Genomic DNA, 20,838 nt, shown 5'->3' with positions numbered 1-20,838 from the left:
TCCGGTTCGATCAGGAGGCGCGGCGGGCGCGCGCGGCGCGACGCTTGAGAGCGCGACGCTCGTCTTCGGAGAGGCCGCCCCACACGCCCGAGTCCTGGCTGGTCTCGAGGGCGTACTGCAGGCAGATCTCGGTCACCGTGCAGGTGGCGCAGACGGTCTTCGCCTTCTCGATCTGGTCGACGGCCGGGCCGGTGTTCCCGACGGGAAAGAAAAGCTCGGGGTCGACAGTCAAGCAGGCGGCCTTGTCGCGCCAATCCATGGGGGCTCCTCGGTGTGGATGTTCAAGAGATGTCGCAGCGCGACGTCTCGATTTCGGGTGGCAGTTCGGGTTCAGCTACCCTGTTGAGATACGGACGGATGCCCGCATTTGTGATGCGGGCACGAAGCCCGCCCCACGCCGCTGTGGGAGCACATGACGCTGTCCATTCTGTTACATGAAACCGGCGAAATCAAGGGTTTTCTCCCTTCTCATTCGATTCTCAGGAGACATCGTGCGCTCACCAGCTCTGGCTCTCGCGGCGGCGGCCGTCCTCGCGGCGGAGGGGATCGCGCTCCTCGTGTTCGCGGTCGTGGAGCTCATGGGACTGGGCGCGGGGGACGCCGCATCGACCTCGACGGCGGTGGCTCTGATCGTGCTCACGCTCATCGGCGCCGTCGCTCTGATCGCCTTCGCGATCGGGACGCGCAGCGGCCGATCCTGGGCGCGCTCCGGCGGTATCGTCTTCCAGGTCCTGGCCGTCGCGCTGGCCTTCGCCTCGCTCACGGTCCAGCCCATCGTCTGGGGGTTCACGCTCGCGACCGCGATCCCGGGGGTCGTCGGGTTCGCGCTGCTGATCGCGAGCACGCGCGCCGAGAACGAGCGTCCGGCCGAATGAGCCGTCGCCGGTCCTGACCGTCAGGCGTCGATGCCGAGGAGCTTCCGCAGGCGGGCGACGTGGCCGGTGGCCTTGACGTTGTACTGCGCGATGGCGATCGATCCCGCCGCGTCGATCACGAACGTCGAGCGGATCACGCCCTCGACGACCTTGCCGTAGTTCATCTTCTCGCCCCAGACGCCGTACGCGGTGTGGACGGAGTGGTCGGGGTCGCTGAGCAGCGTGAACGTCAGGCCGTCGCGGTCGCGGAACTCCGCGAGCTTCGCCGGCTCGTCGCGGGAGACCCCGATGACCCGGTATCCGGACCCCTGCAGCGAGGCGATGCTGTCACGGAAGTCGCAGGCTTGGGTGGTGCATCCCGGCGTCATGGCGGCCGGGTAGAAGTACAGCACGATCTTCTCGCCCCGGAGGTCGGAGAGGCGGACGGTCTCGCCGTCCTGATCGAGCAGCGAGAAGTCGGGGGCAGCGGTTCCGGGTTCCAGGCGCACAGTCACGCGTCCAGCCTAGCGGCCGGGTGCCTGGTCGGCCTTGTCGGCGAACGTCTGCAGCAGCCGCTGCAGGGAGTCGAGGCGAGCCAGACCGGTCTCGGTGAGATCGCCGCGCTGCGCGGCCTCGATGAGGGCGCAGTCCGGGGCGTCCGGCAGGTGCGTGCAGCCGCGGGGACAGTCCTCCGCGATCTCGGCGAGCTCCGTGAAGGCGGCGAGGATGTTCTCGGGATTCACGTGCCCCAGTCCGAAGGAGCGAACCCCGGGTGTGTCGATGACCCACCCGCTGCCCTCCGGGCCCTCGTAGCGGAGCGAGACCGTCGAGGACGAGGTGTGGCGACCGCGCCCTGTCACCTGGTTGACGTGCCCGGTCGCCCGGAGCGCGCTGGGGACCAGGGCGTTCACGAGGGTCGACTTGCCCACCCCGGAATGGCCGACGAACACGGTCGAGTGGCCGACCAGGGCGGCGCCGATCTCGTCGACCGGCATCTCGTCCCGGGCGCTCGTGAAGACGCGCAGATCGAGCCCGTCGAAGTGAGCGAGGAAGGCGGTCGGGTCGGCGATGTCCGTCTTCGTGACGACCAGGAGCGGGCGGATGCCCGCGTCGAGAGCTGCGACGAGGTAGCGATCGACGAGACGGGCGCGCGGCTCCGGGTCGGCGGCGGCGACCACCACGAGCATCTGGTCCGCATTCGCCACGATGACGCGCTCGACCTGGTCGGTGTCGTCCGCGCTGCGCCGCAGCAGCGACGTGCGCTCGACGATGCCCACGATCCTGCCGAGCGTCCCCTCCTCGCCCGAGGTGTCGCCCACGACGCGCGCCTGGTCGCCGGTGACGATCGGCGTGCGACGCAGCTCCCGTGCACGAGCCGCGGTGATGGTGCGCTCGTCGTCCGACCCCTCGAGGAGGAGCACGGAGTAGCGGCCGCGATCGACGCCGAGCACGCGCCCGATCTGGGCGTCCTCGTGCGCGGGTCGTCGTTTCGTGCGGGGGCGGTTCGCCTTCGGGTTCGGACGGGTGCGGATGCTGCTCTCGTCGTAGTCCTCGAAGTCGCCCTCGAGGTCGTCAGCGTCGTCGAGCCAGCTCACGCGGGGGCGCCCCCCAGCATCCGCTCCCACAGCATCGTGAACTCGGGGAGGGTCTTCGACGTCGTGCCGATGTCGTCGATCTCGACGCCGGGGACGCGGAGTCCGATGAGAGCTCCCGTCGTCGCCATGCGGTGATCGTGATGGGCGGCCCAGCCGCCGCCGCGGAGCTCGCGGGGGATGATGCGGAGCCCGTCAGGGAGCTCCTCGGCCTCGCCGCCGAGCGCGCGGATGTTGCCGATGAGGGCGGCGATGCGGTCGGTCTCGTGCATCCGGATGTGACCGATGCCGCGGATCGTGGTGGGGCCCGAAGCGAAGGCGGCGAGACCGACCAGGGTCGGGGTGAGCTCGCTCGCGGCGGAGAGATCGAGCTCGAGTCCGCGGATCTCGGTGCCCGCTCGGACGGTGAGGACGCCGCTGTGCCGTCCGACGTGCGCACCCATCGCCTGCAGGATCTCCGGCAGGAGTGCGCCGGGTTGCGTGGAGTGCACGGGCCAGCCGGTGACCGACACCGCGCCGCCGGTGACCAGCGCAGCCGCGAGGAAGGGGGCGGCGTTCGAGAGATCGGGCTCGATCGCGATCTCCTTCGCGCGCGGGACCCCCGCCTCGACGAGCCATTCACCCGTCGCCGGCCGCTCGATGCGGATGCCGCGGCGGCTGAGCGCCTCGATCGTCATGTCGATGTGGGGGAGGCTCGGCAGGTGGTCGCCGGTGTGCACGAGGTGCAGTCCGACATCGAAGCGCGGCGCCGCGAGGAGCAGACCGGACACGAACTGACTGGACGCCGAGGCGTCGATCTCGACGCGCCCGCCCCGGATGCGTCCGTGGCCGCGGATGGTGAACGGGAGCGCCCAGGTGCCCTCGTCGTCGATGTCGACGCCGAGATCGCGAAGAGCGCTGATCAGACCGCCCATGGGGCGGTGCAGAGCCGTCTCGTGCGCCGTCAGGTGGACATCGTGCTGCGCGAGTCCGGCCAGCGGGGCGATGAACCGCATGACGGTGCCGGCCTGACCGCAGTCCACGGTGGTGCCCCCGAGGAGCTTCGCGGGGGTCACGACGAGATCGGGGCCGAACTCGCCGGAGCCCTCGACCTCCTCGATGCCGACGCCGAGCGCACGCAGCGCATCGACCATCCTCCGGGAGTCGTCCGAGTGCAGAGGGGAGACCAGGCGACCCGGTCCATCGGCGATCGCGGCGATGATGAGCTCGCGATTCGTGAGCGATTTCGACCCCGGAACCGTCACGGTGGCACGAACGGGATCAGAGGTCGTCGGCGCCACGTAGGCGCCCTGGACAGGGGAGGGGGAATACCTGTTGGCGCTCATCGGTTCCCACCTTAGTAAACGCGAGTCGCAGGCCCATCGAATCCGGTGCGCTCGCCGAGAAGGAGAGAGTATGCTCGCCACGCTGGAACGCGGGTTCGCGGACCTCAGCGGCCTAGACTGGCCGGTGATGGATGACACCGCACCCGCAGCCTCGGTCGACGACCCTCGCCGCGAATTCGAGGAACAGGCGATCCCGTTCATGGATCAGCTGTACGCCGCTGCCATGCGCATGACGAGGAACCCCGCGGACGCCGCCGACCTCGTGCAGGAGACCTTCGTGAAGGCGTACGGCTCGTGGTCGACCTTCACGCAGGGGACCAATCTCAAAGCGTGGCTGTACCGCATCCTCACCAACACGTACATCAACATGTACCGCAAGAAGCAGCGCGAGCCCTTCCAGGGCACGATCGACGAGCTCGAGGACTGGCAGCTGGGCGGCGCGGAGTCGACCACCGCCTCGCACAGCCGGTCGGCCGAGGCGGAGGCGATCGACCACATGCCCGCATCCGTCGTGAAGGACGCGCTGCAGGCCGTGCCCGAGGATTTCCGGCTGGCGGTGTACCTCGCCGACGTCGAGGGCTTCGCCTACCAGGAGATCGCGGACATCATGAAGACGCCCATCGGCACCGTGATGAGCCGTCTGCACCGAGGCAGGCGGATGTTGCGGGAGCTGCTGGCTGATTACGCCGCGGAGCGGGGAATCTCCGCGGCCGACCCGAGGAGCAGGAAATGACCGACTGCGGCTGCGACAAGGCCCGGAAAGACCTGGAGGAGTACCTCCGCAACGAGGTGTGCAACACCGAGCACACCGAGATCCGCGAGCACCTGGAGAACTGCCCCTCGTGCCGCGATGAGGCGCTCGTCGCCACGACCTTGACCGAGGTGGTGGCGCGCGCGTGCAAGGAGACCGCTCCGGAGGAGCTGCGCGATCAGGTGTTCGCGCGCCTGCGCGAAGTGCAGGCCGCCCAGCACTGATCCCGGAGGCCCGCCGGCGACGTCGGCGTGCGCCCGTAGGGTAGGGGCATGACGCTCATCGACTCCCGCGACATCCCCGCAGACCCGACCTCCGCCGAGCGACTCGCCGCGCAGTCCCTGTCGTATCGCGTCGTCGATCTGAGCGACGACCCGCATGTCGAGAGGTTCCAGCGCACGATGGCGCGCGGATTCCTGGGACCCGAGCCGTCGCCGGAGGCTGTCGCCTTCGGCCGGTCGACGGTGGACGCTCGCCGCAACGTCGGCGTGTACGACGACGTCGCTCCGGAGGACGCCGGACCCGTCGCCACGGTCGATGCCTGGGTCACGCCCCTCGCCCTCGGCGGCGGAGCGGAGATCCCGATGTGGGCGATCAGCGGCGTCACCGTGGCGGGCACGCATCGGCGACGCGGGATCGCACGGGCTCTGCTCGAAGGCGAGCTGCGGGCTGCGGCCGACGCGGGGGTGCCGATCGCCGGGCTCACGGTCACCGAGGCCACGATCTACGGACGCTACGGATTCGGCTCCGCCGTGCCGATGGCGCAGTTCGCGGTCGACACGCGCCGCGCCGGATGGTCGGGGCCGCCCGTGGCCGGCTCGCTCGAGTACATCGACCGGGACACGCTCGCCGCGGAGCTCGGCGCCGTGCACGAGCGCGCGCGTCGCGATCGACCGGGGTCGATCCCGGGGTGGGACGCACGCTGGCGGGGCATGGCCGGGCTCTCGCCGAGTGACACCGACCGAGACCAGGTGCGCGGGGTGCGGTTCCGCGACGAGTCCGGCGCTGTGCGCGGTGCGCTGGCGTTCACGCTCGGCGAGCGGAGCGGCTCGTTCCGCTTCACCCTGACCGTGCGCCTGCTCGTCGCGGAGACGCCCGCGGCGACGGCCGCGCTCTGGGGATTCGCCCTCCAGCATGACCTCGTCGACGAGGTGCGCGCCGACCTGCGACCCATCGACGATCCGCTGCCATGGCTCGTCCGCGATCCGCGCGGCATCACGCAGACGGTGCACGACCACGGCTGGCTCCGGATCCTCGACGTGCGGGCATCGCTCGAGGCGAGGAGGTACTCGGCTCCCGCGGATCTCGTCATACGGGTCCACGACCCGCTCGGCCTCGCCGAGGGCGCGTGGCGGCTGCGGATCGACGAGAGCGGTCGCGCGGCGGTCGAGCACGCAGCCGATGCGGCGGAGGACGTCGAGCTGGACATCTCGGCCCTCTCGATCCTGGTGGCCGGCGGCGTGCGGGCGTCCGCTCTGGCCGCCGCGGGCCGCATCACCGCCGACGCTGCGGTCGTCGAGACGCTCGACCGCGCGTTCGCCTCGTTCCCGGCGCCCGCGTTGGACATCTGGTACTGATCGCACGCAGGAACAGCGAAGGGGGCGTCCCGACCTCGGTCGCGACGCCCCCTTCACTTCTCTGCTCAGGTGCTGTTCTGTTCAGGTGCCGTTCTGATCAGGACGCTGTTCTGGTCAGGACGTCGTCAGCGCGTCGCGGAGCAGCTTCGCCTGCTCGGCGGCATGCACCTTCGACGACCCCGTGGCGGGCGACGCGGAGGCGGGCCGCGACACCGGCCGGAACGACCGATCTCCCGGGACGTCGGCGAAGGCCAGCGCCAGGAACGGCCATGCACCCTGGTTCTCCGGCTCCTCCTGGACCCACACGAGCTCCGCGTTCGGGTAGGAGTCGGTGATCGCCTTGAGCGCGTCGATCGGAGTCGGGTAGAGCTGCTCGAGCCGGACGAGGGCCACCTCGGGGTTCGGCTTCTTCTCGAGCTCGGCCCGCAGGTCCCAGTGCACCTTGCCCGAGTGGACGAGCACGCGCTTCACCGCGGACCGGTCGAGGTCGCGTGCGTCGTCGATGACCGGCTCGAAGCGGCCCTGGGTGAACGCCTCGACCGGGCTGGTCGCGCCGCGGAGGCGCAGCATCGCCTTCGGCGTGAAGACGATCAGCGGCTTGCGCGGACGGGCGTACGCCTGGCGACGCAGCAGGTGGAAGTACGATGCCGGGGCCGACGGACGCGCGACGATCATGTTCTCCTGCGCGCACAGCTGGAGGAAGCGCTCGATGCGGGATGACGAGTGGTCGGGTCCCTGGCCCTCGTAGCCGTGGGGGAGCAGCAGCGTGACGCTGGACTGCTGGCCCCACTTCTGCTCCGCCGCGGAGATGTACTCGTCGATCACGGATTGGGCGCCGTTGACGAAGTCGCCGAACTGCGCCTCCCAGAGGACGAGCGCCTCGGGCGCCTCGACCGAGTAGCCGTACTCGAATCCGAGAGCCGCGTACTCGCTGAGCAGCGAGTCGTAGACGAAGAAGCGGCCCTGGGACTCGGAGAGGTTCGCCAGCGGCAGCCACTCCTGCCCGTTGGCGCGGTCGTGCAGAGTCGCGTGACGCTGCACGAACGTGCCTCGGCGGGAATCCTGTCCGGCGAGTCGCACGGGGGTGCCCTCGACGAGCAGCGAACCGAAGGCGAGCAGCTCGCCGAAGCCCCAGTCGATGTTGCCGTTGCGGCTCATGTCGAGACGCTTCTCAAGCTGCTGCTGCAGCTTGGGGTGCACCGTGAAGCCCTCCGGCTTGTTCACGAAGGCGTCGCCGATCAGCTGGATGACCTCGTTCGGCACGCCCGTCACCTCGGGTGCACCGGTCTGCTCGTCGGCGGCCGGCAGATCCTGGCCCACCGACATCGCGCCGGTCTCCGCGGCGTGGGTCTCGGCGAACGCGATCTCCAGACGGTTCTGGAAGTCGGCCTTCGCCTCGTCGTACTCCTCCTCGGTGATGTCACCGCGACCGACGAGCGACTCCGTGTACAGCTTGCGCACCGAGCGCTTCGCCTGGATCAGGTCGGTCATCAGCGGCTGCGTCATCGAGGGGTCGTCGCCCTCGTTGTGGCCGCGGCGGCGGTAGCAGACGAGATCGATCACGACGTCGCGGTGGAAGCGCTCACGGTACTCGAACGCGAGCTGGGCCACGTGGATGACGGCCTCGGGGTCGTCTCCGTTCACGTGCAGCACGGGCGCCTGGATGGTCTTCGCGACGTCCGTGGCGTAGACCGAGGTGCGGGAGTCGTTGGGGAGGGTCGTGAAGCCGACCTGGTTGTTGACGACGATGTGCACGGTGCCGCCGGTGCGGTAGCCGCGCAGCTGGGACATCTGCAGCGTCTCGACGACGACGCCCTGACCCGCGAACGCCGCGTCGCCGTGCACGAGGATCGGCAGCCAGGTGAAGGTGCCGATCGGCTTGCGGTCCTGCTTCGCGCGGACGATGCCCTCGAGCACGCCGTCGACGGTCTCGAGGTGGGACGGGTTGGCGGCGAGGTAGACGGGGAGCTGCGAGCCGTCGTCGGCGACGAAGGTGCCCTCGGTGCCGAGGTGGTACTTCACGTCTCCGGATCCGCGCTGGTTGCCCGGGGTCTGCGTGCCCTCGAACTCCTGGAAGACCTGACCGTAGGTCTTGCCCGCGATGTTCGTCAGGACGTTGAGGCGGCCGCGGTGGGCCATGCCGATCGCCGCGCCCTCGAGGCCTGCGGTCGCAGCTCCCTGGAGGATCTCGTCGAGGAGCGGGACGAGGGACTCGCCGCCCTCGAGCGAGAAGCGCTTCTGGCCGACGAACTTCGTCTGCAGGAAGGTCTCGAATGCCTCCGCCTCGTTGAGCTTGCGCAGCACGCGCAGCTGCTCGTCGTGTCCGGGCTTCTGGTACTTCACCTCGACCTTCTCCTGGAACCACCGACGCTGCTCGGGGTCCTGGATGTGCATGTACTCGATGCCGAGCGTGCGGCAGTACGAGTCGCGCAGCACGCCGAGGATGTCGCGGAGCTTGGCGATGCGCCGGCCGCCGAAGCCGCCGGTCACGAACTCGCGGTCGAGATCCCAGAACGTGAGTCCGTGGCTCTCGATCTCGAGGTCGGGGTGCGAGCGCTGGACGTACTCGAGCGGGTCGATGTCGGCCATCAGATGCCCGCGCACGCGGTAGGAGTTGATGAGCTCCTGCACGCGCGACTGCTTGTCCACGCGCTCGGCGAGGTCGACGGCGATGTCGGGGTTCCAGCGGATCGGCGCGTACGGGATGCGCAGCGCGGCGAAGATGTCGTCGTAGAAGCCGCGCTGGCCGATGAGCAGCTCGTGGACCTTCTTGAGGAACTCGCCGGAGCCCGCACCCTGGATGACGCGGTGGTCGTAGGTGCTCGTCAGCGTGATCGTCTTGCCGATCGCGAGCTCGTTGAGGGTCTTCTGGCTCGCGCCCTGGAACTCGGCCGGGTACTCGAGTGCGCCGGCGCCGATGATGCAGCCCTGTCCCTTCATGAGACGGGGGACGGAGTGCACGGTGCCGATGCCGCCGGGGTTCGTGAGCGACACGGTGGTGCCCTGGAAGTCGGCGGCGGTCAGCTTGTTGCCGCGGGCGCGCGTGACGAGGTCCTCGTACGCCGAGAGGTACTCGCTGAAGGTCATGGTCTCGGCGCGCTTGATGCTGGGCACCATGAGGGCGCGGGTGCCGTCGGGCTTCGGCAGGTCGATCGCGATGCCGAGGTTCACGTGCGCGGGGGCGACGACCGAGGGCTTGCCGTCGACCTCGGCGTAGAACACGTTCTGGCTGCGGAACTCGTCGAGCGTGCGGATGAGCGCCCACCCGATCAGGTGGGTGAAGCTGATCTTCCCGCCGCGGGTGCGCGCCATGTGGTTGTTGATGACGATGCGGTTGTCGATCATCAGCTTCGCGGGCACCGTGCGGACGCTGGTGGCCGTCGGAACTGTGAGGGACTCGTCCATGTTCGCGGCCAGGGTCTTCGGCAGGCCGCGCAGCGGCGTGACCTTGTCCTCTTCGGCCGGGTCCTGGGCATCCGTCGTCGCGGGCTTCGGCGCCTGCGCGGGGATCGGAGCGGCGGCCGCGGGCTTCGTCGTCGTGCGGGCGACGGGCTGCGCTCCGATGACGGGGATCGGGGCGGTGACCGGGTGCGCCGGCTGCTCGGCGGCGGGCGCCGCCGGGGCAGCGGGCGTCGAGGCGGCCTCCGAGTGGTACTTCTCGAGGATGGGCCACCATTCCTTGTCCACGGAATCGCGGTTCACCTTGAACTGCTCGTAGAGCTCTTCCACGAGCCAGGAATTGGCTCCGAACCCCCCGTCGCCCCCGACGCCGGTCACCTGGTTCGACACGCTCGATCGCCCTCTTTCATCGCTGAATCTCACATGTGCACACCGCGACGCAGGATGCGTCCGGGCCCGCACACTCTCGACTGACAAGCCTAACGTGTTTCCCTGCCGGATCGTCCAAGGCATGCACCTCGGCCCCCTTGATCTGAGTACCGTGGGCGTATGGAGTTCTCCGGCGAGTCACCCACTGTCGATCTGACCTATTCGGACGTCTTCCTCGTCCCGCGACGTTCGGACGTCACCAGTCGACTGCAGGTCGATCTGTCGCCCCTGGACGGCACGCCGGCGACGCTGCCGCTCGTCGCGTCGAACATGAACTCCGTCACCGGTCCCCGGCTGGCGGCGGTGCTTGCGCGTCGCGGCGGCCTCGGCGTCCTCCCCCAGGACATGCCGCTGCAGGCGCTGGACGCCGCGATCCGCGAGGTGAAGGCGCAGCCCGTGCCCTGGGACACCCCGATCGTGCTGCCGCCGGAGGCCTCCGTCGCCGACGCCCTGCGCTGGCTCCCTCCGACCGCAGGCCAGGGGATCGTCGTCGCGACCGGCGACGCCCCCTACGACGTCGAGCGCATCGTCGGGGTGCTCCCGGCCACGCGACTCGCCACGGCGCTGCCCGACGCTCAGCTCGGAGACCTCGTGCACTCGGGGACGCCGTCGCTGGACGCGGACGACATCGGCTCCGAGAGGCACGCCTTCGACGTGATCACGGATGCCGGTGCCGAGATGGTCACCGTCACCCGGCACGGGCATCTGGTCGGCACCCTCAGCGCGCGCAGCGCTCTGCGGTCGACGCTCTACGCGCCCGCACTGGACGGCGACGGACGTCTCGCCGTCGCGGCCGCCGTGGGGATCAACGGCGACGTCGCGTCGAAGGCGAGGGCGCTCGCGGCCGCGGGAGTCGACGTCCTCGTCGTCGACACCGCCCACGGGCACCAGGAGGGGATGCTGCGGGCCCTGCGCACCGTGGCGGACCTCGGCCTCGGCATCCCGATCGTCGCCGGCAACGTCGTCACCGCGGACGGCGTCGAGGACCTCGTCGCCGCCGGAGCGACGATCCTCAAGGTCGGCGTCGGTCCCGGCGCGATGTGCACGACGCGCATGATGACGGCCGTCGGACGGCCGCAGTTCTCCGCGGTCCTCGAGACCGCGGAAGCGGCGCGCGGGCTCGGCGCGCACGTGTGGGCGGACGGTGGTGTGCGCTACCCGCGCGACGTCGCCCTGGCGCTCGCCGCGGGCGCGGCGTCGGTGATGGTGGGCTCGTGGTTCGCGGGGACGATCGAAGCCCCCGGCGAGCTCCAGAGCGACGCGGACGGTCGGCTCTTCAAGGAGTCGTGGGGGATGGCGTCGACGAAGGCGGTCCAGGCGCGGTTCGGTCGGCTGGACGCCTACGAGCGGGCGCGCAAGGAGCTGTTCGCGGAGGGGATCTCCTCGTCGCGCATCTATCTCGACCCCCTGCGCCCCGGACTCGAGGACCTCCTCGACATGATCACCTCGGGCGTCAGATCGTCGTTCACCTACGCCGGCGCCTCATCGGTGCCGGAGTTCCACGACAGGGCGCTCGTCGGGTTGCAGTCCGCCTCCGGCTACGAGGAGGGGAAGGCGCTGCCGGTCAGCTGGTGACGCCCTCCGCGACGGCCCGATCCCGTACAATCGTCACACTATGGACGACCCTCCCAGTTGCAGTAGATCGCCCCACCGCCCGCCTCTCCGACGTGAGGGGAACCACTGATGGATTACATCCTGTTGGGCGTGGGGCTGCTGCTCACGGTCGGCACCGGACTCTTCGTGGCGAGCGAGTTCGCCCTGGTCAACCTCGACCGCGCCGATCTCGAGGCTCGACAGGCCAGGGGTGAGTCACGTCTGTCAATGACCATCGGCGCCCTCCGCCACACCTCCACGCACCTCTCGGCGGCGCAGCTCGGCATCACCCTGACGACCCTGCTCACCGGATACACGATGGAGCCCGCGCTCTCGAATCTGCTGCGCCCGACGCTCGTCGCCTGGAGCATCCCGGAGCCGGCGATCGCTCCCATCGCCACTGTGGTGGCGATGGTCGTGGCCACCGCGCTGTCGATGATCCTCGGAGAGCTCGTGCCGAAGAACTTCGCTCTCGCGCTGCCCCGCGCGACGGCCAAGCTCGTCGTGCCGTTCCAGGTCGCCTTCACGACGGTGTTCAAGCCCGCGGTGGTCGTCCTCAACGGCAGCGCGAACGGCGTGCTGCGCAGCATGGGCATCGAGCCCAAGGAGGAGCTCTCGGGCGCCCGCACGGCGGAAGAGCTCTCGTCCCTCGTCCGGCGGTCGGCCAGCGCCGGCGTGCTCGAAGCGGACACGGCCACGCTGCTCGACCGCACGCTCACGTTCTCGCGTCTCTCGGCCGCCGACGTCATGACGGCGCGGCCGAGCATGCACGCGCTCGCGGCGAGCGACCCCGCGGACGAGGTCATCCAGCTCGCTCGGCGCACCGGCCACAGCCGCTTCCCCGTGTACGGGGAGGACCTGGACGACATCACGGGCGTCGTGCACCTCAAGGCCGCCATCTCGGTGCCGCGCGAGCGCCGCGCCGAGGTCCCGGTGGGCGCGCTGTCGACGGAGCCTCTGCGCGTGCCGGAGACCGCCCACGTCGACGGGCTCATCACCGAGCTCCGGGCGCGCGGATACCAGCTCGCCGTCGTCGTCGACGAATACGGCGGCACCGCCGGGCTCGTCACGCTGGAGGACCTGGTGGAGGAGATCGTCGGCGAGGTGTCGGACGAGCACGACCGCTCACGGGCGGGCGTCGTCGTCGGGCGCGGCGGGGTGACGTTCCCCGGCGAGCTGCGTCCGGACGAGCTCCGGCGCCGCGCCGGCGTGGACGTGCCGGAGGGCGATGTGTACGACACCGTCGCCGGCTACATCATGAGCGTCCTCGAGCGGGTCCCGGTCGTCGGCGACGAGGTCGCCGTCGACACCGGCACGCTCCAGGTGGTCCGCATGGACGGCCGACGCGTCGACCGCATCCGCTACATCGCGACTCCGCAGACGGCGGACGAGGAGGTGACCCGATGAACGATTGGGCAGGAATCGCCTGGCTCGTCGTGCTGCTCGTCGCGAACGCGTTCTTCGTCGGCGCCGAGTTCGCCGTGATCTCGGCGCGACGCTCGCAGATCGAGCCGCGTGCCGAGCAGGGCTCGCGCGCGGCGAAGACCGCGCTCTACGCGATGGAGCACGCCACCCTGATGCTGGCGACGTCGCAGCTCGTCATCACCATCTGCTCGCTGCTGATCCTGAACGTCTCCGAGCCGGCGATCCACCACCTCCTCGCCACACCGCTGCAGGCGGTCGGATGGTCGGAGGGGGTCGTCGACGCGGTGTCGTTCACCATCTCGCTCCTGTTCGTGTCGTTCCTGCACGTGGTGTTCGGCGAGATGGTGCCGAAGAACCTGGCGTTCTCGGTCCCGGATCGCGCCGTGCTGATCCTCGCGCCGCCGCTCGTCTGGGTGTCGAAGGCGTTCATGCCGGTCATCTGGGTGCTCAACGCCGCAGCCAACGGCGTCCTGCGGCTCTTCCGCGTGGAGCCGAAGAACGAGGCCGCCTCGACGTTCACCCTGGGCGAGGTGGCGACGATCGTCGACCAGTCGCGTCGGGAGGGCATCCTCGCCGACACGGTCGGCGCGGTGGCCGCGGCGGTGGAGTTCACCGACAAGAAGGCCCGCGACATCGCGGTGCCGCTCGGAGATCTCGTCACGCTTCCGCAGACGACGACGCCGGACGAGATCGAGAGGGCGGTCGCCCGGTACGGGTTCTCGCGCTACGTGATCGTCGACGGCGAGGGGATACCGGTCGGCTACGTGCATCTGAAGGACATCCTCCGCGCATCCGAGGGCCCCGATGCGGCAGCGAAGCTCGTCGAGCCGCTGCCCGCCAAGCGCATCCATCACATGGTGCCCGTCCAGGAGGACACGGATCTGGAGGACGCCCTGGCGGTGATGCGTCGCGCCGGACGTCACCTGGCGAAGGTGCGCGATCCACAGGGGAACACGACAGCGGTGCTCTTCCTGGAGGACATCCTCGAGGAGCTCGTGGGCGAGGTGCAGGACGCGACCAGACGCGTGCGCGGTCACTGACCCCGGACAGCGCGAAGCCCTCCGATCCCGCAGGGACCGGAGGGCTTCGTCGTGTCAGCGCCAGTGCGCCCGCTCGTACTGCGGAGGCCAGGCGACGTCCGCGCCCAGGTCGTGCGCGGCGCGCAGGGCGAAGTGCGGATCGCGCAGCCACTCTCGCCCCGCGAAGATCGCATCGGCGGCGCCGTCCGCGAGGACCTGCTCGGCCTGCGCTGCGGCGGTGATGAGTCCGACCGCGGTGGTGGGGATGCGACCGCCCTGGCGCACGGTCTCCGCGAGGGGCACCTGATAGCCGGGGAAGACGTCGATCTGCTGGTGGGCGACGAGCCCGCCGCTCGAGACGTCGATGAGGTCGGCGCCGTGCGCGGTGGCCCAGTCGCCGACGGCGGCCGCCTCCTCCGCGGTGAATCCCCCCTCGGCGTGGTCGGTGGCCGAGATGCGGACGAACACCGGCACGGCCTCGCCCACGGCGCCGCGGACCGCATCGATCACGCGGAGCAGCAGACGCGCCCTGTTCTCGAGCGACCCGCCGTACTCGTCGCTGCGGAGGTTCGACAGCGGGGAGAGGAACTGATGCAGGAGGTAGCCGTGCGCGCCGTGGATCTCCAGCACGTCGAACCCCGCCTGCCGCGCGCGGCGAGCCGCTGCGGCGAAGCCCTCGACCACGGCGTCGATCCCCGCGGCGTCCAGAGCGACCGGGGCGTCGAACCCGTCGAAGGCGACGGCAGAGGGCGCCGTGGTCTGCCAGCCGCCGTCCGCCTCGGGCACCGATCCCCGAGCATCGGCCCACGGCCACCACGTCGACGCCTTGCGACCGGCATGCGCGAGCTGGATCCCGGCGGCCGCCCCGCGCTCATGGATCGCTCGGACGATGGGCGCCCAGGCATCGCGCTGGGCGTCGTTCCACAGACCGGCGTCCCGCGGTGAGATGCGTCCCTCGGGGACGACCGCGGTCGCCTCGGCGACGATCAGCCCGGCGCCGCCCGACGCGAACTGCGCGAGGTGGGTGTGGTGCCATTCCTGCACGACGCCGTCGACGGCGCTGTACATGCACATGGGCGAGACCCAGAGCCTGTTGCGGAGTTCGAGCGATCGGATGGTGACGGGGGAGAAGAGGATGCTCACCCTTCGACGGTAGTGCGCGGCAGGGGGATCGGGGGCCGCGCCGCTAACGTGGAGTCATGTTCGAGGTGCGCGAGTGGACCCGCGACGACACGGCGCGCTTCGTGCGCGTCCCCGGCGCCGACGACGACAAGTACTCGAGGGGCGTCGTGGGACTGCGCACCGGTTCCCCGGCGTACCCCGGAGCGGCGGTCCTCGGCGTGGAGGCGGCATGGCGCGCCGGCGCCGGATTCGTCCGCTACATCGGCGAGGGTCCGGCCGCCCATGCGGTTCTGGCCCGTCGCCCCGAGACCGTGGTCAGCCCGGACGTCGAGGGTGCGCGCGTCGGCGCCTGGGTGATCGGATCGGGGACGGACTCCGCGCATCGGGCCGAGGGCGAGGAGGAGGAGCTGCGGGGCCTGTTCCTCGGCGAGCAGCCGGTGGTCGTCGATGCCGGCGCGCTGGACCTGGCGCTGGATGCCGCGACCGCCCCCGTGCTGCTCACGCCGCACCTCCGGGAGTTCGCGCGGCTTCAGGCCCGTGCGGGGATGGGCCCCGACGTCGACGCCGACCGCGCGTGGTCGGCGGCGCGCGCCGCGGAGGCCCTCGAGACCGTGGTGCTGCTGAAGGGGGCGAACACGCTGATCGCCTCACCGGACGGCGAGGTGCTGCAGGTGTCGGGCGGCACCGGGTGGCTCGCCACCGCCGGAACCGGCGACGTGCTCGGCGGAGTCCTGGGAGCGCTGCTCGCGGCGAATCCCGGCGCGCCGATCGCCGAGGTCGCCGCGGCGGGGGCATGGCTCCACGGCCTGGCCGGCAGGATCGCAGCGGGCGTCGATCCGGAGCGCGGTCGCCCCGGGCATCCGATCGTCGCGCTCGACGTCGCCGAGGCGCTGCCGCGCGCGGTCGCGGACCTTCTGGCGTGAGCCGCGCCGCGACCCTGCGCACCGCGATCCTGTGGGGCGCCTTCCTGTCGGTGCACGTGCTCACGGCCGTGGTCGGCTGGGTCTATCCCAGTCAGCCGATGGGCGACGTCGTGCTGGTGTACGAGCCGTGGGCGACGTCCGCGCTCGCCGGGGGAGCGGTGGTGGGCGTCACGGAGCCGTGGGTGTACCCGCAGGTCGCCCTCCTCCCGATGCTGGCGGCGAAGGCGATGTCCCTCCCGCTGATCGGTGCTCTCGGTGCTTCCGGCGCGTACCTGATCGCCTGGGCGGTGCTCGTGACCGTGCTGGATGCCGTCGCGTTCGGGGTGCTCGTGGCACGGACGCCGTCGTCTCCACGCCGCCTCGCCGCCTGGTTCTGGACCGCCGCGATCCTTCTGCTGGGTCCCATCGCGCTCTACCGCATCGACGCGGTGACGGTGCCACTGGCCGTGATCGGCGGCCTGTGGCTGACGCGACGGCCCGCCGCGGCCGCCGCTCTCCTGACGATCGGCGCCTGGATCAAGATCTGGCCCGGAGCCCTCGTGCTCGCCGCCGTCGTCGCCGCGAGGCACCGGATGCGGATGCTCGTCACGGCCGCCGCCGTGACGGCGGGCATCATCGGGACCCTGCTCCTTCTCGGAGCCGGCACGGAGCTCTTCGGCTTCCTCACCGAGCAGACGGGGCGCGGCCTGCAGATCGAGGCCGTCGCCGCGACGCCCTTCCTGTGGATGGCCGTGATGGGCGCGGCGCGCATCGAGTACAGCACGGAGATCCTCACGTTCCAGATCGCCGCACCCGGCGCGGACGCCGTCGGCGCCGCGCTCACGCCCGTGATGGTGGTGGTCGTCGCGACCATCGCCGTGCTCGGGGTCTCCCGGTCGATGCGCGGCGCATCCGCGTCGCGTCTGTTCCCGCCGCTCGCGCTGTCGCTCGTCGTCGCCCTGATCGTCGTCAACAAGGTGGGCTCGCCGCAGTTCCAGACGTGGCTGATCGCCCCCGCGCTGCTGTGGATGGTGTGGGACCGGACGCGGGCAGCGGCGCCGGCCGTCCTCGTGCTGACGCTGTGCGCCCTCACCTGCCTGGTGTACCCGCTGAACTACGACGCGCTGCTGCGTGCGGATGCGCTCGCGGTGGTCGTCCTCACCGCCCGCAACGCGCTGCTGATCGTGCTGCTCGTCGTCGGCATCCGCGCCCTCGTGCGCGTGCCCGTCCTCCGAACCACCGACCCCCGGGAGTGAACCCATGCTGATCGCCTTCTCCGTCGCACCGAGCGGCACCCCCGCCGACGGCTCCGACCGCTCCGACGCATCCGTGCACGACGCGGTGGCCGCGGCCGTGCGCGTCGTCCGCGAGTCCGGGCTGCCGCACCGCACCACGAGCATGTTCACCGAGATCGAGGGACCGGACTGGGATTCGGTGATGGCGGTCGTCAAGCGTGCGACCGAGGCCGTCATGCCGTTCGGATCCCGCGTCTCACTCGTGCTCAAGGCGGATATCCGCCCCGGGTACTCGGGCGAGCTCGACGCCAAGATCGAGCGGCTCGAGGCGGCGATCGACGAGTCGGGCGACTGACCCGGAGTGCGTCCGGGGTGCGTTCCGAGCCTCGTCCGGCCGGTAGGCTGTACGGGTGAATCCCTCGACTGAATCGAGGGGTGCGGCGAAGTGGGCGCTCCTCTCCCTCGCCATAGGCAGCTTCGGCATCGGCATGACCGAGTTCGTGATCATGGGCCTGCTGCCCAACATCGCCGCCGAGCTGCTCCCGACCCAATGGGCGTCCAGCCCTGAAGACGCGCTGAGCCAGGCGGGATGGCTGATCTCGCTCTACGCGCTCGGCGTCGTGATCGGCGCGCCGACGATCGCCGGCTTCGTCGCGCGCTTTCCGCGGCACCGCGTGATGATCGGCCTCGCCCTGGCGCTCACGGTCTTCAATGCGCTCACGGTCGTGCTGCCGACCTTCGAGCTGGTCGGCGTGTCCCGCCTCCTCGCGGGACTCCCGCACGGCGCCTACTTCGGCATCGGCGCCCTCGTGGCCGCCGACGTGATGGGCCCGGGCAATCGCGCAAAGGGCGTCGCCTTCATCCTCACCGGTCTGACCGTCGCCAACGTGGTGGGCGTCCCGCTCGGAACCTTCCTCGGGCAGCAGTGGGGGTGGCGGGTCGCCTTCGCCGTCGTGGCTCTCGTCTTCGCGCTGGCCACGCTCTCCATCGCGTTCTTCGTCCCCCGGCATCCCGGATCGCCGGGGCGTACCATGCGGCAGGAGCTCGGCGTGTTCCGCATCCCGCAGGTGTGGTTCGCGCTCGGGATCGGATCGATCGGGTTCGGCGGCTTCTTCGCCGTCTACAGCTACATCGCGCCGCTGGTGACGGACGTCGCCGGCTCGCCGGAGTGGGTGGTGCCGATCGTGCTGGTCCTGATGGGACTCGGGATGACGGCCGGCAACCTCGTGGGCGGGCACCTGGCGGACATCGACCTGCGACGCACACTCCTGGTCGGCCTCGCCACGCTGGCGGCGGTGCTCGGCCTGCTCGCGGCGCTGTCGTTCTGGATCGTCACCCTGTGCATCCTCGTGGTGGTGGTCGGGTTCGTGTCCTCGGTCCTGAGCCCGACGATCCAGACCCGCCTCATGGATGTCGCGGGGGACAACCAGTCGATCGCGGCCGCGCTCAACCACTCGGCTCTCAACATCGGCAACAGCCTGGGCGCGTTCCTCGGCGGCGTCGTGATCGCGATCGGATGGGGCTTCACGGCGCCGTCCTGGACCGGCGCGGCGCTCGCCGTCGCCGGACTCGTGATCGCCCTGGTGTCGTACCGCGTCGAGTCCCGCCGCCGCGTGCTCGTCCCGGCCTGATGTCGACGGAGCCCGGCCCGCCGACGGGCGCCCGCCTCCGAGCGGATGGTCCCCGTAGAGTGTGAGCGTGGACGACGACGACCCGATCCCGGTGGCAGGCACGGTCGTCGTGATCCGATCGGGCAGCCGCGGCGTCGAGGTGCTCCTGATGCGCCGCCCCGATCGCGGATCCTTCTCCGGCGCCTGGGTCTTCCCCGGCGGTCGGATCGAGGACGTCGACCACCGCCCCGGCGCACGCGAGGTCGACGACGCCCGCCGCGCCGGCATCCGGGAGACGCGCGAAGAGGTGGGGCTCGAGATCGCCGAGCCCGTCGTCCTGTCGCGCTGGCAGCCGCCCCCGGAGGCGCCGGTGCGCATCCGCACCTGGTTCTTCATCGCCGAGACGTCCTCGTCCGAGCTTCGGACGTCCCCCGATGAGGTCGTCGATGCCCGGTGGATCCGACCTGCCGACGCGCTGGCCGCGCACGCCTCGGGGGACTGGACGCTGTATCCGCCCACGTGGGTGACCCTCGATCGGCTGAGTCGCTTCGACACCGTGGCCGATGCCGTCGCAGCGTCGGGCATCCCCGGGCTCTTCTCGACACGCGTGACCCCGTCGCCCGCCGGGCCGGTGTTCGAGTGGGAGGGCATGCGACTGCACACCGGGACGCTGCCGTGGCGGCTCGTCGAGGACTAGGCCGCGAGCAGCCGTCGCAGGTGCCGGCCGACGGCGTCGGTCTCGATGAGGAAGCCGTCATGCCCGAAGTCGCTGTGCAGGACGATCGCCTCATCGCCGTCCAGCGTGTGCGGGATGCCGTGCGCGATCCGGTGCTGACCGTCGACGGGGAACAGGCGATCGCTGTCGATGCCGAGCACGAGCGTCGTGGCGGACACCGAGGCCAGCGCCTCCTCGACACCGCCGCGGTCGCGCCCGACGTCGTGCGAGTTCATGGCCTCGACCAGCGTGATGTAGCTGTTCGCATCGAAGCGCCGGGTGAACTTGTTGCCGTGGAAGTCGAGGTACGACTCGACCGCGAACCGCCCGCCATGGCCGAGCGGCGACACGGTCGACTGCCACGAGCGCTGGAATCTGTGGTTGAGCTCGATCGGGCTGCGGTAGTTCAGCAGAGCCATGCGGCGGGCGAGGGCCAGACCGCGGTGGGGTCCGTCTCCGTCGCCCAGGTCGTAGTACTCGCCGCCCTGGAAACGCGGATCCATGCGGATCGTCTCGAGCTGCACGGTGTTCAGTGCGATCTGGTCCGCGGTCGTCACGGGAGGGGAGGAGAGCACGGCGAGGCGCTCGACGCGGTCGGGGTGCGACACCGCCCACTCCAGGGCGTGCATGCCGCCCATCGATCCGCCCACGACGGCGGCCCACCTGTCGATGCCCAGCGCGTCGGCGAGGCGCACCTGCGCGGCGACCTGATCGCGGATGGTCAGGTACGGGAAGCGGGAGGCCCACTCGTAGCCGGACGGGGCGATGCTCGCGGGACCGGTGGACCCCTGGCATCCGCCCAGCATGTTCGGGGCGATCACGAACCAGCGATCGGTGTCGAGCGGAGCGCCGGGTCCGGTGACGTCCTCCCACCAGCCTGCGGTCGGGTGGCCGGCGCCGGCGTCGCCGCGCACATGGCTGTCGCCCGTCAGTGCGTGCAGCACGAGCACGGCGTTGTCCCGAGCGGAGTTCAGCTCTCCCCAGGACTCGTACGCGAGGCGGATGCCGGGCAGCTCGGCGCCGCTCTCGGTCCGGAACGCGCCGAACGAGGCGAAGCGACGTCCGCCGACCGCGTCGCCGTCGCGCCACGCTCCGGTCGCGGGCGGCCGGGCACGGAGCAGCCGGACGTCGGCCTCCGTCACGGGTGCCGACGGCACCGTGTCCTCCGAGGTCGTCTGCCAGTCCATATGTCCATTCTCGCGTGGGCCGCGGTCGGGCGGCCGAACGTTACGCCGCCGGGTGAGCCGCGCACGTCGGCGCCGGCTCCGAGGCACCGCCGCGCGGCGCGTC

The 20,838-nt window shown here is 70.8% G+C and carries 19 protein-coding genes; 12 read left to right on the top strand and 7 right to left on the bottom strand.

All coding sequences use genetic code 11. The features are described from left to right. Positions 1 to 10: 10 nt before the first annotated feature. The gene (locus tag A4X16_RS01385; RefSeq protein WP_017203224.1) at positions 11 to 259 is read right to left on the bottom strand and encodes a WhiB family transcriptional regulator; all 249 of its coding nucleotides are present in this window, start codon (positions 257 to 259) and stop codon (positions 11 to 13) included. 232 nt (positions 260 to 491) lie between these two features. Between A4X16_RS01385 and A4X16_RS01380 the strand changes: the two genes are divergently transcribed. Beyond that, complete coding sequence (locus A4X16_RS01380; protein WP_067115218.1) at positions 492 to 875, top strand: hypothetical protein; 384 nt, start codon at positions 492 to 494, stop codon at positions 873 to 875. 20 nt (positions 876 to 895) lie between these two features. Here the strand turns inward: A4X16_RS01380 and bcp are convergent, their stop codons facing one another. The 3 genes from bcp to aroA are packed head-to-tail and all read right to left on the bottom strand — an operon-like array spanning position 896 to position 3,771. Beyond that, the gene (gene bcp, locus A4X16_RS01375) at positions 896 to 1,369 is read right to left on the bottom strand and encodes a thioredoxin-dependent thiol peroxidase (RefSeq protein ID WP_067115216.1); all 474 of its coding nucleotides are present in this window, start codon (positions 1,367 to 1,369) and stop codon (positions 896 to 898) included. Positions 1,370 to 1,378: 9 nt separating this feature from the next. Then, positions 1,379 to 2,449 (bottom strand): ribosome small subunit-dependent GTPase A, encoded by a 1,071-nt coding sequence (gene rsgA, locus A4X16_RS01370; protein ID WP_067115214.1) that lies wholly within the window; start codon positions 2,447 to 2,449, stop codon positions 1,379 to 1,381. Further along, positions 2,446 to 3,771 (bottom strand): 3-phosphoshikimate 1-carboxyvinyltransferase, encoded by a 1,326-nt coding sequence (aroA, locus tag A4X16_RS01365; protein ID WP_067115211.1) that lies wholly within the window; start codon positions 3,769 to 3,771, stop codon positions 2,446 to 2,448. The genes rsgA and aroA overlap by 4 nt, the downstream gene beginning before the upstream one ends. Before the next feature lie 70 nt (positions 3,772 to 3,841). On the opposite strand from aroA, the gene A4X16_RS01360 reads away from it, so the two are divergent. From A4X16_RS01360 to A4X16_RS01350, 3 genes are read left to right on the top strand one after another with little or no spacing between them, the layout of a single operon-like run. Then, positions 3,842 to 4,504, top strand: a complete 663-nt coding sequence (locus A4X16_RS01360) for a sigma-70 family RNA polymerase sigma factor (protein WP_067115209.1) — start codon at positions 3,842 to 3,844, stop codon at positions 4,502 to 4,504. After that, on the top strand, positions 4,501 to 4,746 hold the full coding sequence (locus A4X16_RS01355) for a zf-HC2 domain-containing protein (RefSeq protein ID WP_042541911.1): 246 nt from the start codon (positions 4,501 to 4,503) through the stop codon (positions 4,744 to 4,746). The genes A4X16_RS01360 and A4X16_RS01355 overlap by 4 nt, the downstream gene beginning before the upstream one ends. A 48-nt stretch (positions 4,747 to 4,794) precedes the next feature. Further along, positions 4,795 to 6,099: a GNAT family N-acetyltransferase gene (locus A4X16_RS01350; RefSeq protein ID WP_067115206.1), complete on the top strand. Its 1,305-nt coding sequence runs from the start codon at positions 4,795 to 4,797 to the stop codon at positions 6,097 to 6,099. 114 nt (positions 6,100 to 6,213) lie between these two features. Here the strand turns inward: A4X16_RS01350 and A4X16_RS01345 are convergent, their stop codons facing one another. Next, positions 6,214 to 9,888, bottom strand: coding sequence for a multifunctional oxoglutarate decarboxylase/oxoglutarate dehydrogenase thiamine pyrophosphate-binding subunit/dihydrolipoyllysine-residue succinyltransferase subunit (locus A4X16_RS01345; protein WP_067115204.1), 3,675 nt, complete (start codon positions 9,886 to 9,888; stop codon positions 6,214 to 6,216). Between the two features lie 159 nt (positions 9,889 to 10,047). Between A4X16_RS01345 and A4X16_RS01340 the strand changes: the two genes are divergently transcribed. The 3 genes from A4X16_RS01340 (at position 10,048) to A4X16_RS01330 (ending at position 13,985) form a co-directional block, all read left to right on the top strand. Beyond that, a complete protein-coding gene (locus A4X16_RS01340) occupies positions 10,048 to 11,502 on the top strand; it encodes a GuaB1 family IMP dehydrogenase-related protein (RefSeq protein ID WP_067115201.1) in 1,455 nt (484 codons plus the stop codon). A gap of 108 nt (positions 11,503 to 11,610) precedes the next feature. Continuing rightward, the gene (locus tag A4X16_RS01335) at positions 11,611 to 12,927 is read left to right on the top strand and encodes a hemolysin family protein (RefSeq protein ID WP_067115198.1); all 1,317 of its coding nucleotides are present in this window, start codon (positions 11,611 to 11,613) and stop codon (positions 12,925 to 12,927) included. Continuing rightward, positions 12,924 to 13,985: a hemolysin family protein gene (locus A4X16_RS01330; protein WP_067115196.1), complete on the top strand. Its 1,062-nt coding sequence runs from the start codon at positions 12,924 to 12,926 to the stop codon at positions 13,983 to 13,985. The genes A4X16_RS01335 and A4X16_RS01330 overlap by 4 nt, the downstream gene beginning before the upstream one ends. Positions 13,986 to 14,039: 54 nt before the next feature. On the opposite strand, the gene A4X16_RS01325 is transcribed toward A4X16_RS01330, so the two are convergent. Then, positions 14,040 to 15,107: an NADH:flavin oxidoreductase/NADH oxidase gene (locus A4X16_RS01325; RefSeq protein ID WP_067115194.1), complete on the bottom strand. Its 1,068-nt coding sequence runs from the start codon at positions 15,105 to 15,107 to the stop codon at positions 14,040 to 14,042. A 56-nt stretch (positions 15,108 to 15,163) separates the two neighbouring features. Here A4X16_RS01325 and A4X16_RS01320 point away from each other — a divergent pair, with 56 nt between their 5' ends. From A4X16_RS01320 to A4X16_RS01300, 5 genes are all read left to right on the top strand, one after another. Further along, the gene (locus A4X16_RS01320) at positions 15,164 to 16,009 is read left to right on the top strand and encodes an ADP-dependent NAD(P)H-hydrate dehydratase (RefSeq protein ID WP_067115192.1); all 846 of its coding nucleotides are present in this window, start codon (positions 15,164 to 15,166) and stop codon (positions 16,007 to 16,009) included. Then, a complete protein-coding gene (locus tag A4X16_RS01315) occupies positions 16,006 to 17,244 on the top strand; it encodes a hypothetical protein (RefSeq protein WP_231880224.1) in 1,239 nt (412 codons plus the stop codon). Before A4X16_RS01320 ends, A4X16_RS01315 begins: the two co-directional genes overlap by 4 nt. A 4-nt stretch (positions 17,245 to 17,248) precedes the next feature. Then, on the top strand, positions 17,249 to 17,578 hold the full coding sequence (locus tag A4X16_RS01310) for a thiamine-binding protein (protein ID WP_067115189.1): 330 nt from the start codon (positions 17,249 to 17,251) through the stop codon (positions 17,576 to 17,578). A gap of 55 nt (positions 17,579 to 17,633) precedes the next feature. Beyond that, positions 17,634 to 18,854 carry an MFS transporter gene (locus tag A4X16_RS01305; RefSeq protein ID WP_067115185.1) on the top strand — a complete coding sequence of 407 codons (1,221 nt, stop codon included), beginning with the start codon at positions 17,634 to 17,636 and terminating at the stop codon, positions 18,852 to 18,854. Positions 18,855 to 18,921: 67 nt separating this feature from the next. Further along, a complete protein-coding gene (locus tag A4X16_RS01300; RefSeq protein ID WP_067115183.1) occupies positions 18,922 to 19,530 on the top strand; it encodes an NUDIX hydrolase in 609 nt (202 codons plus the stop codon). Here A4X16_RS01300 and metX read toward each other — a convergent pair. Next, positions 19,527 to 20,735 (bottom strand): homoserine O-acetyltransferase MetX, encoded by a 1,209-nt coding sequence (gene metX, locus A4X16_RS01295; protein ID WP_067115181.1) that lies wholly within the window; start codon positions 20,733 to 20,735, stop codon positions 19,527 to 19,529. The genes A4X16_RS01300 and metX overlap by 4 nt on opposite strands. Positions 20,736 to 20,838 lie beyond the last annotated feature (103 nt).

The organism is Microbacterium sp. H83 (assembly GCF_001650405.1).
Taxonomy (GTDB): Bacteria; Actinomycetota; Actinomycetes; order Actinomycetales; family Microbacteriaceae; genus Microbacterium.
This window is presented reverse-complemented; position numbering and strand designations above follow the sequence as displayed.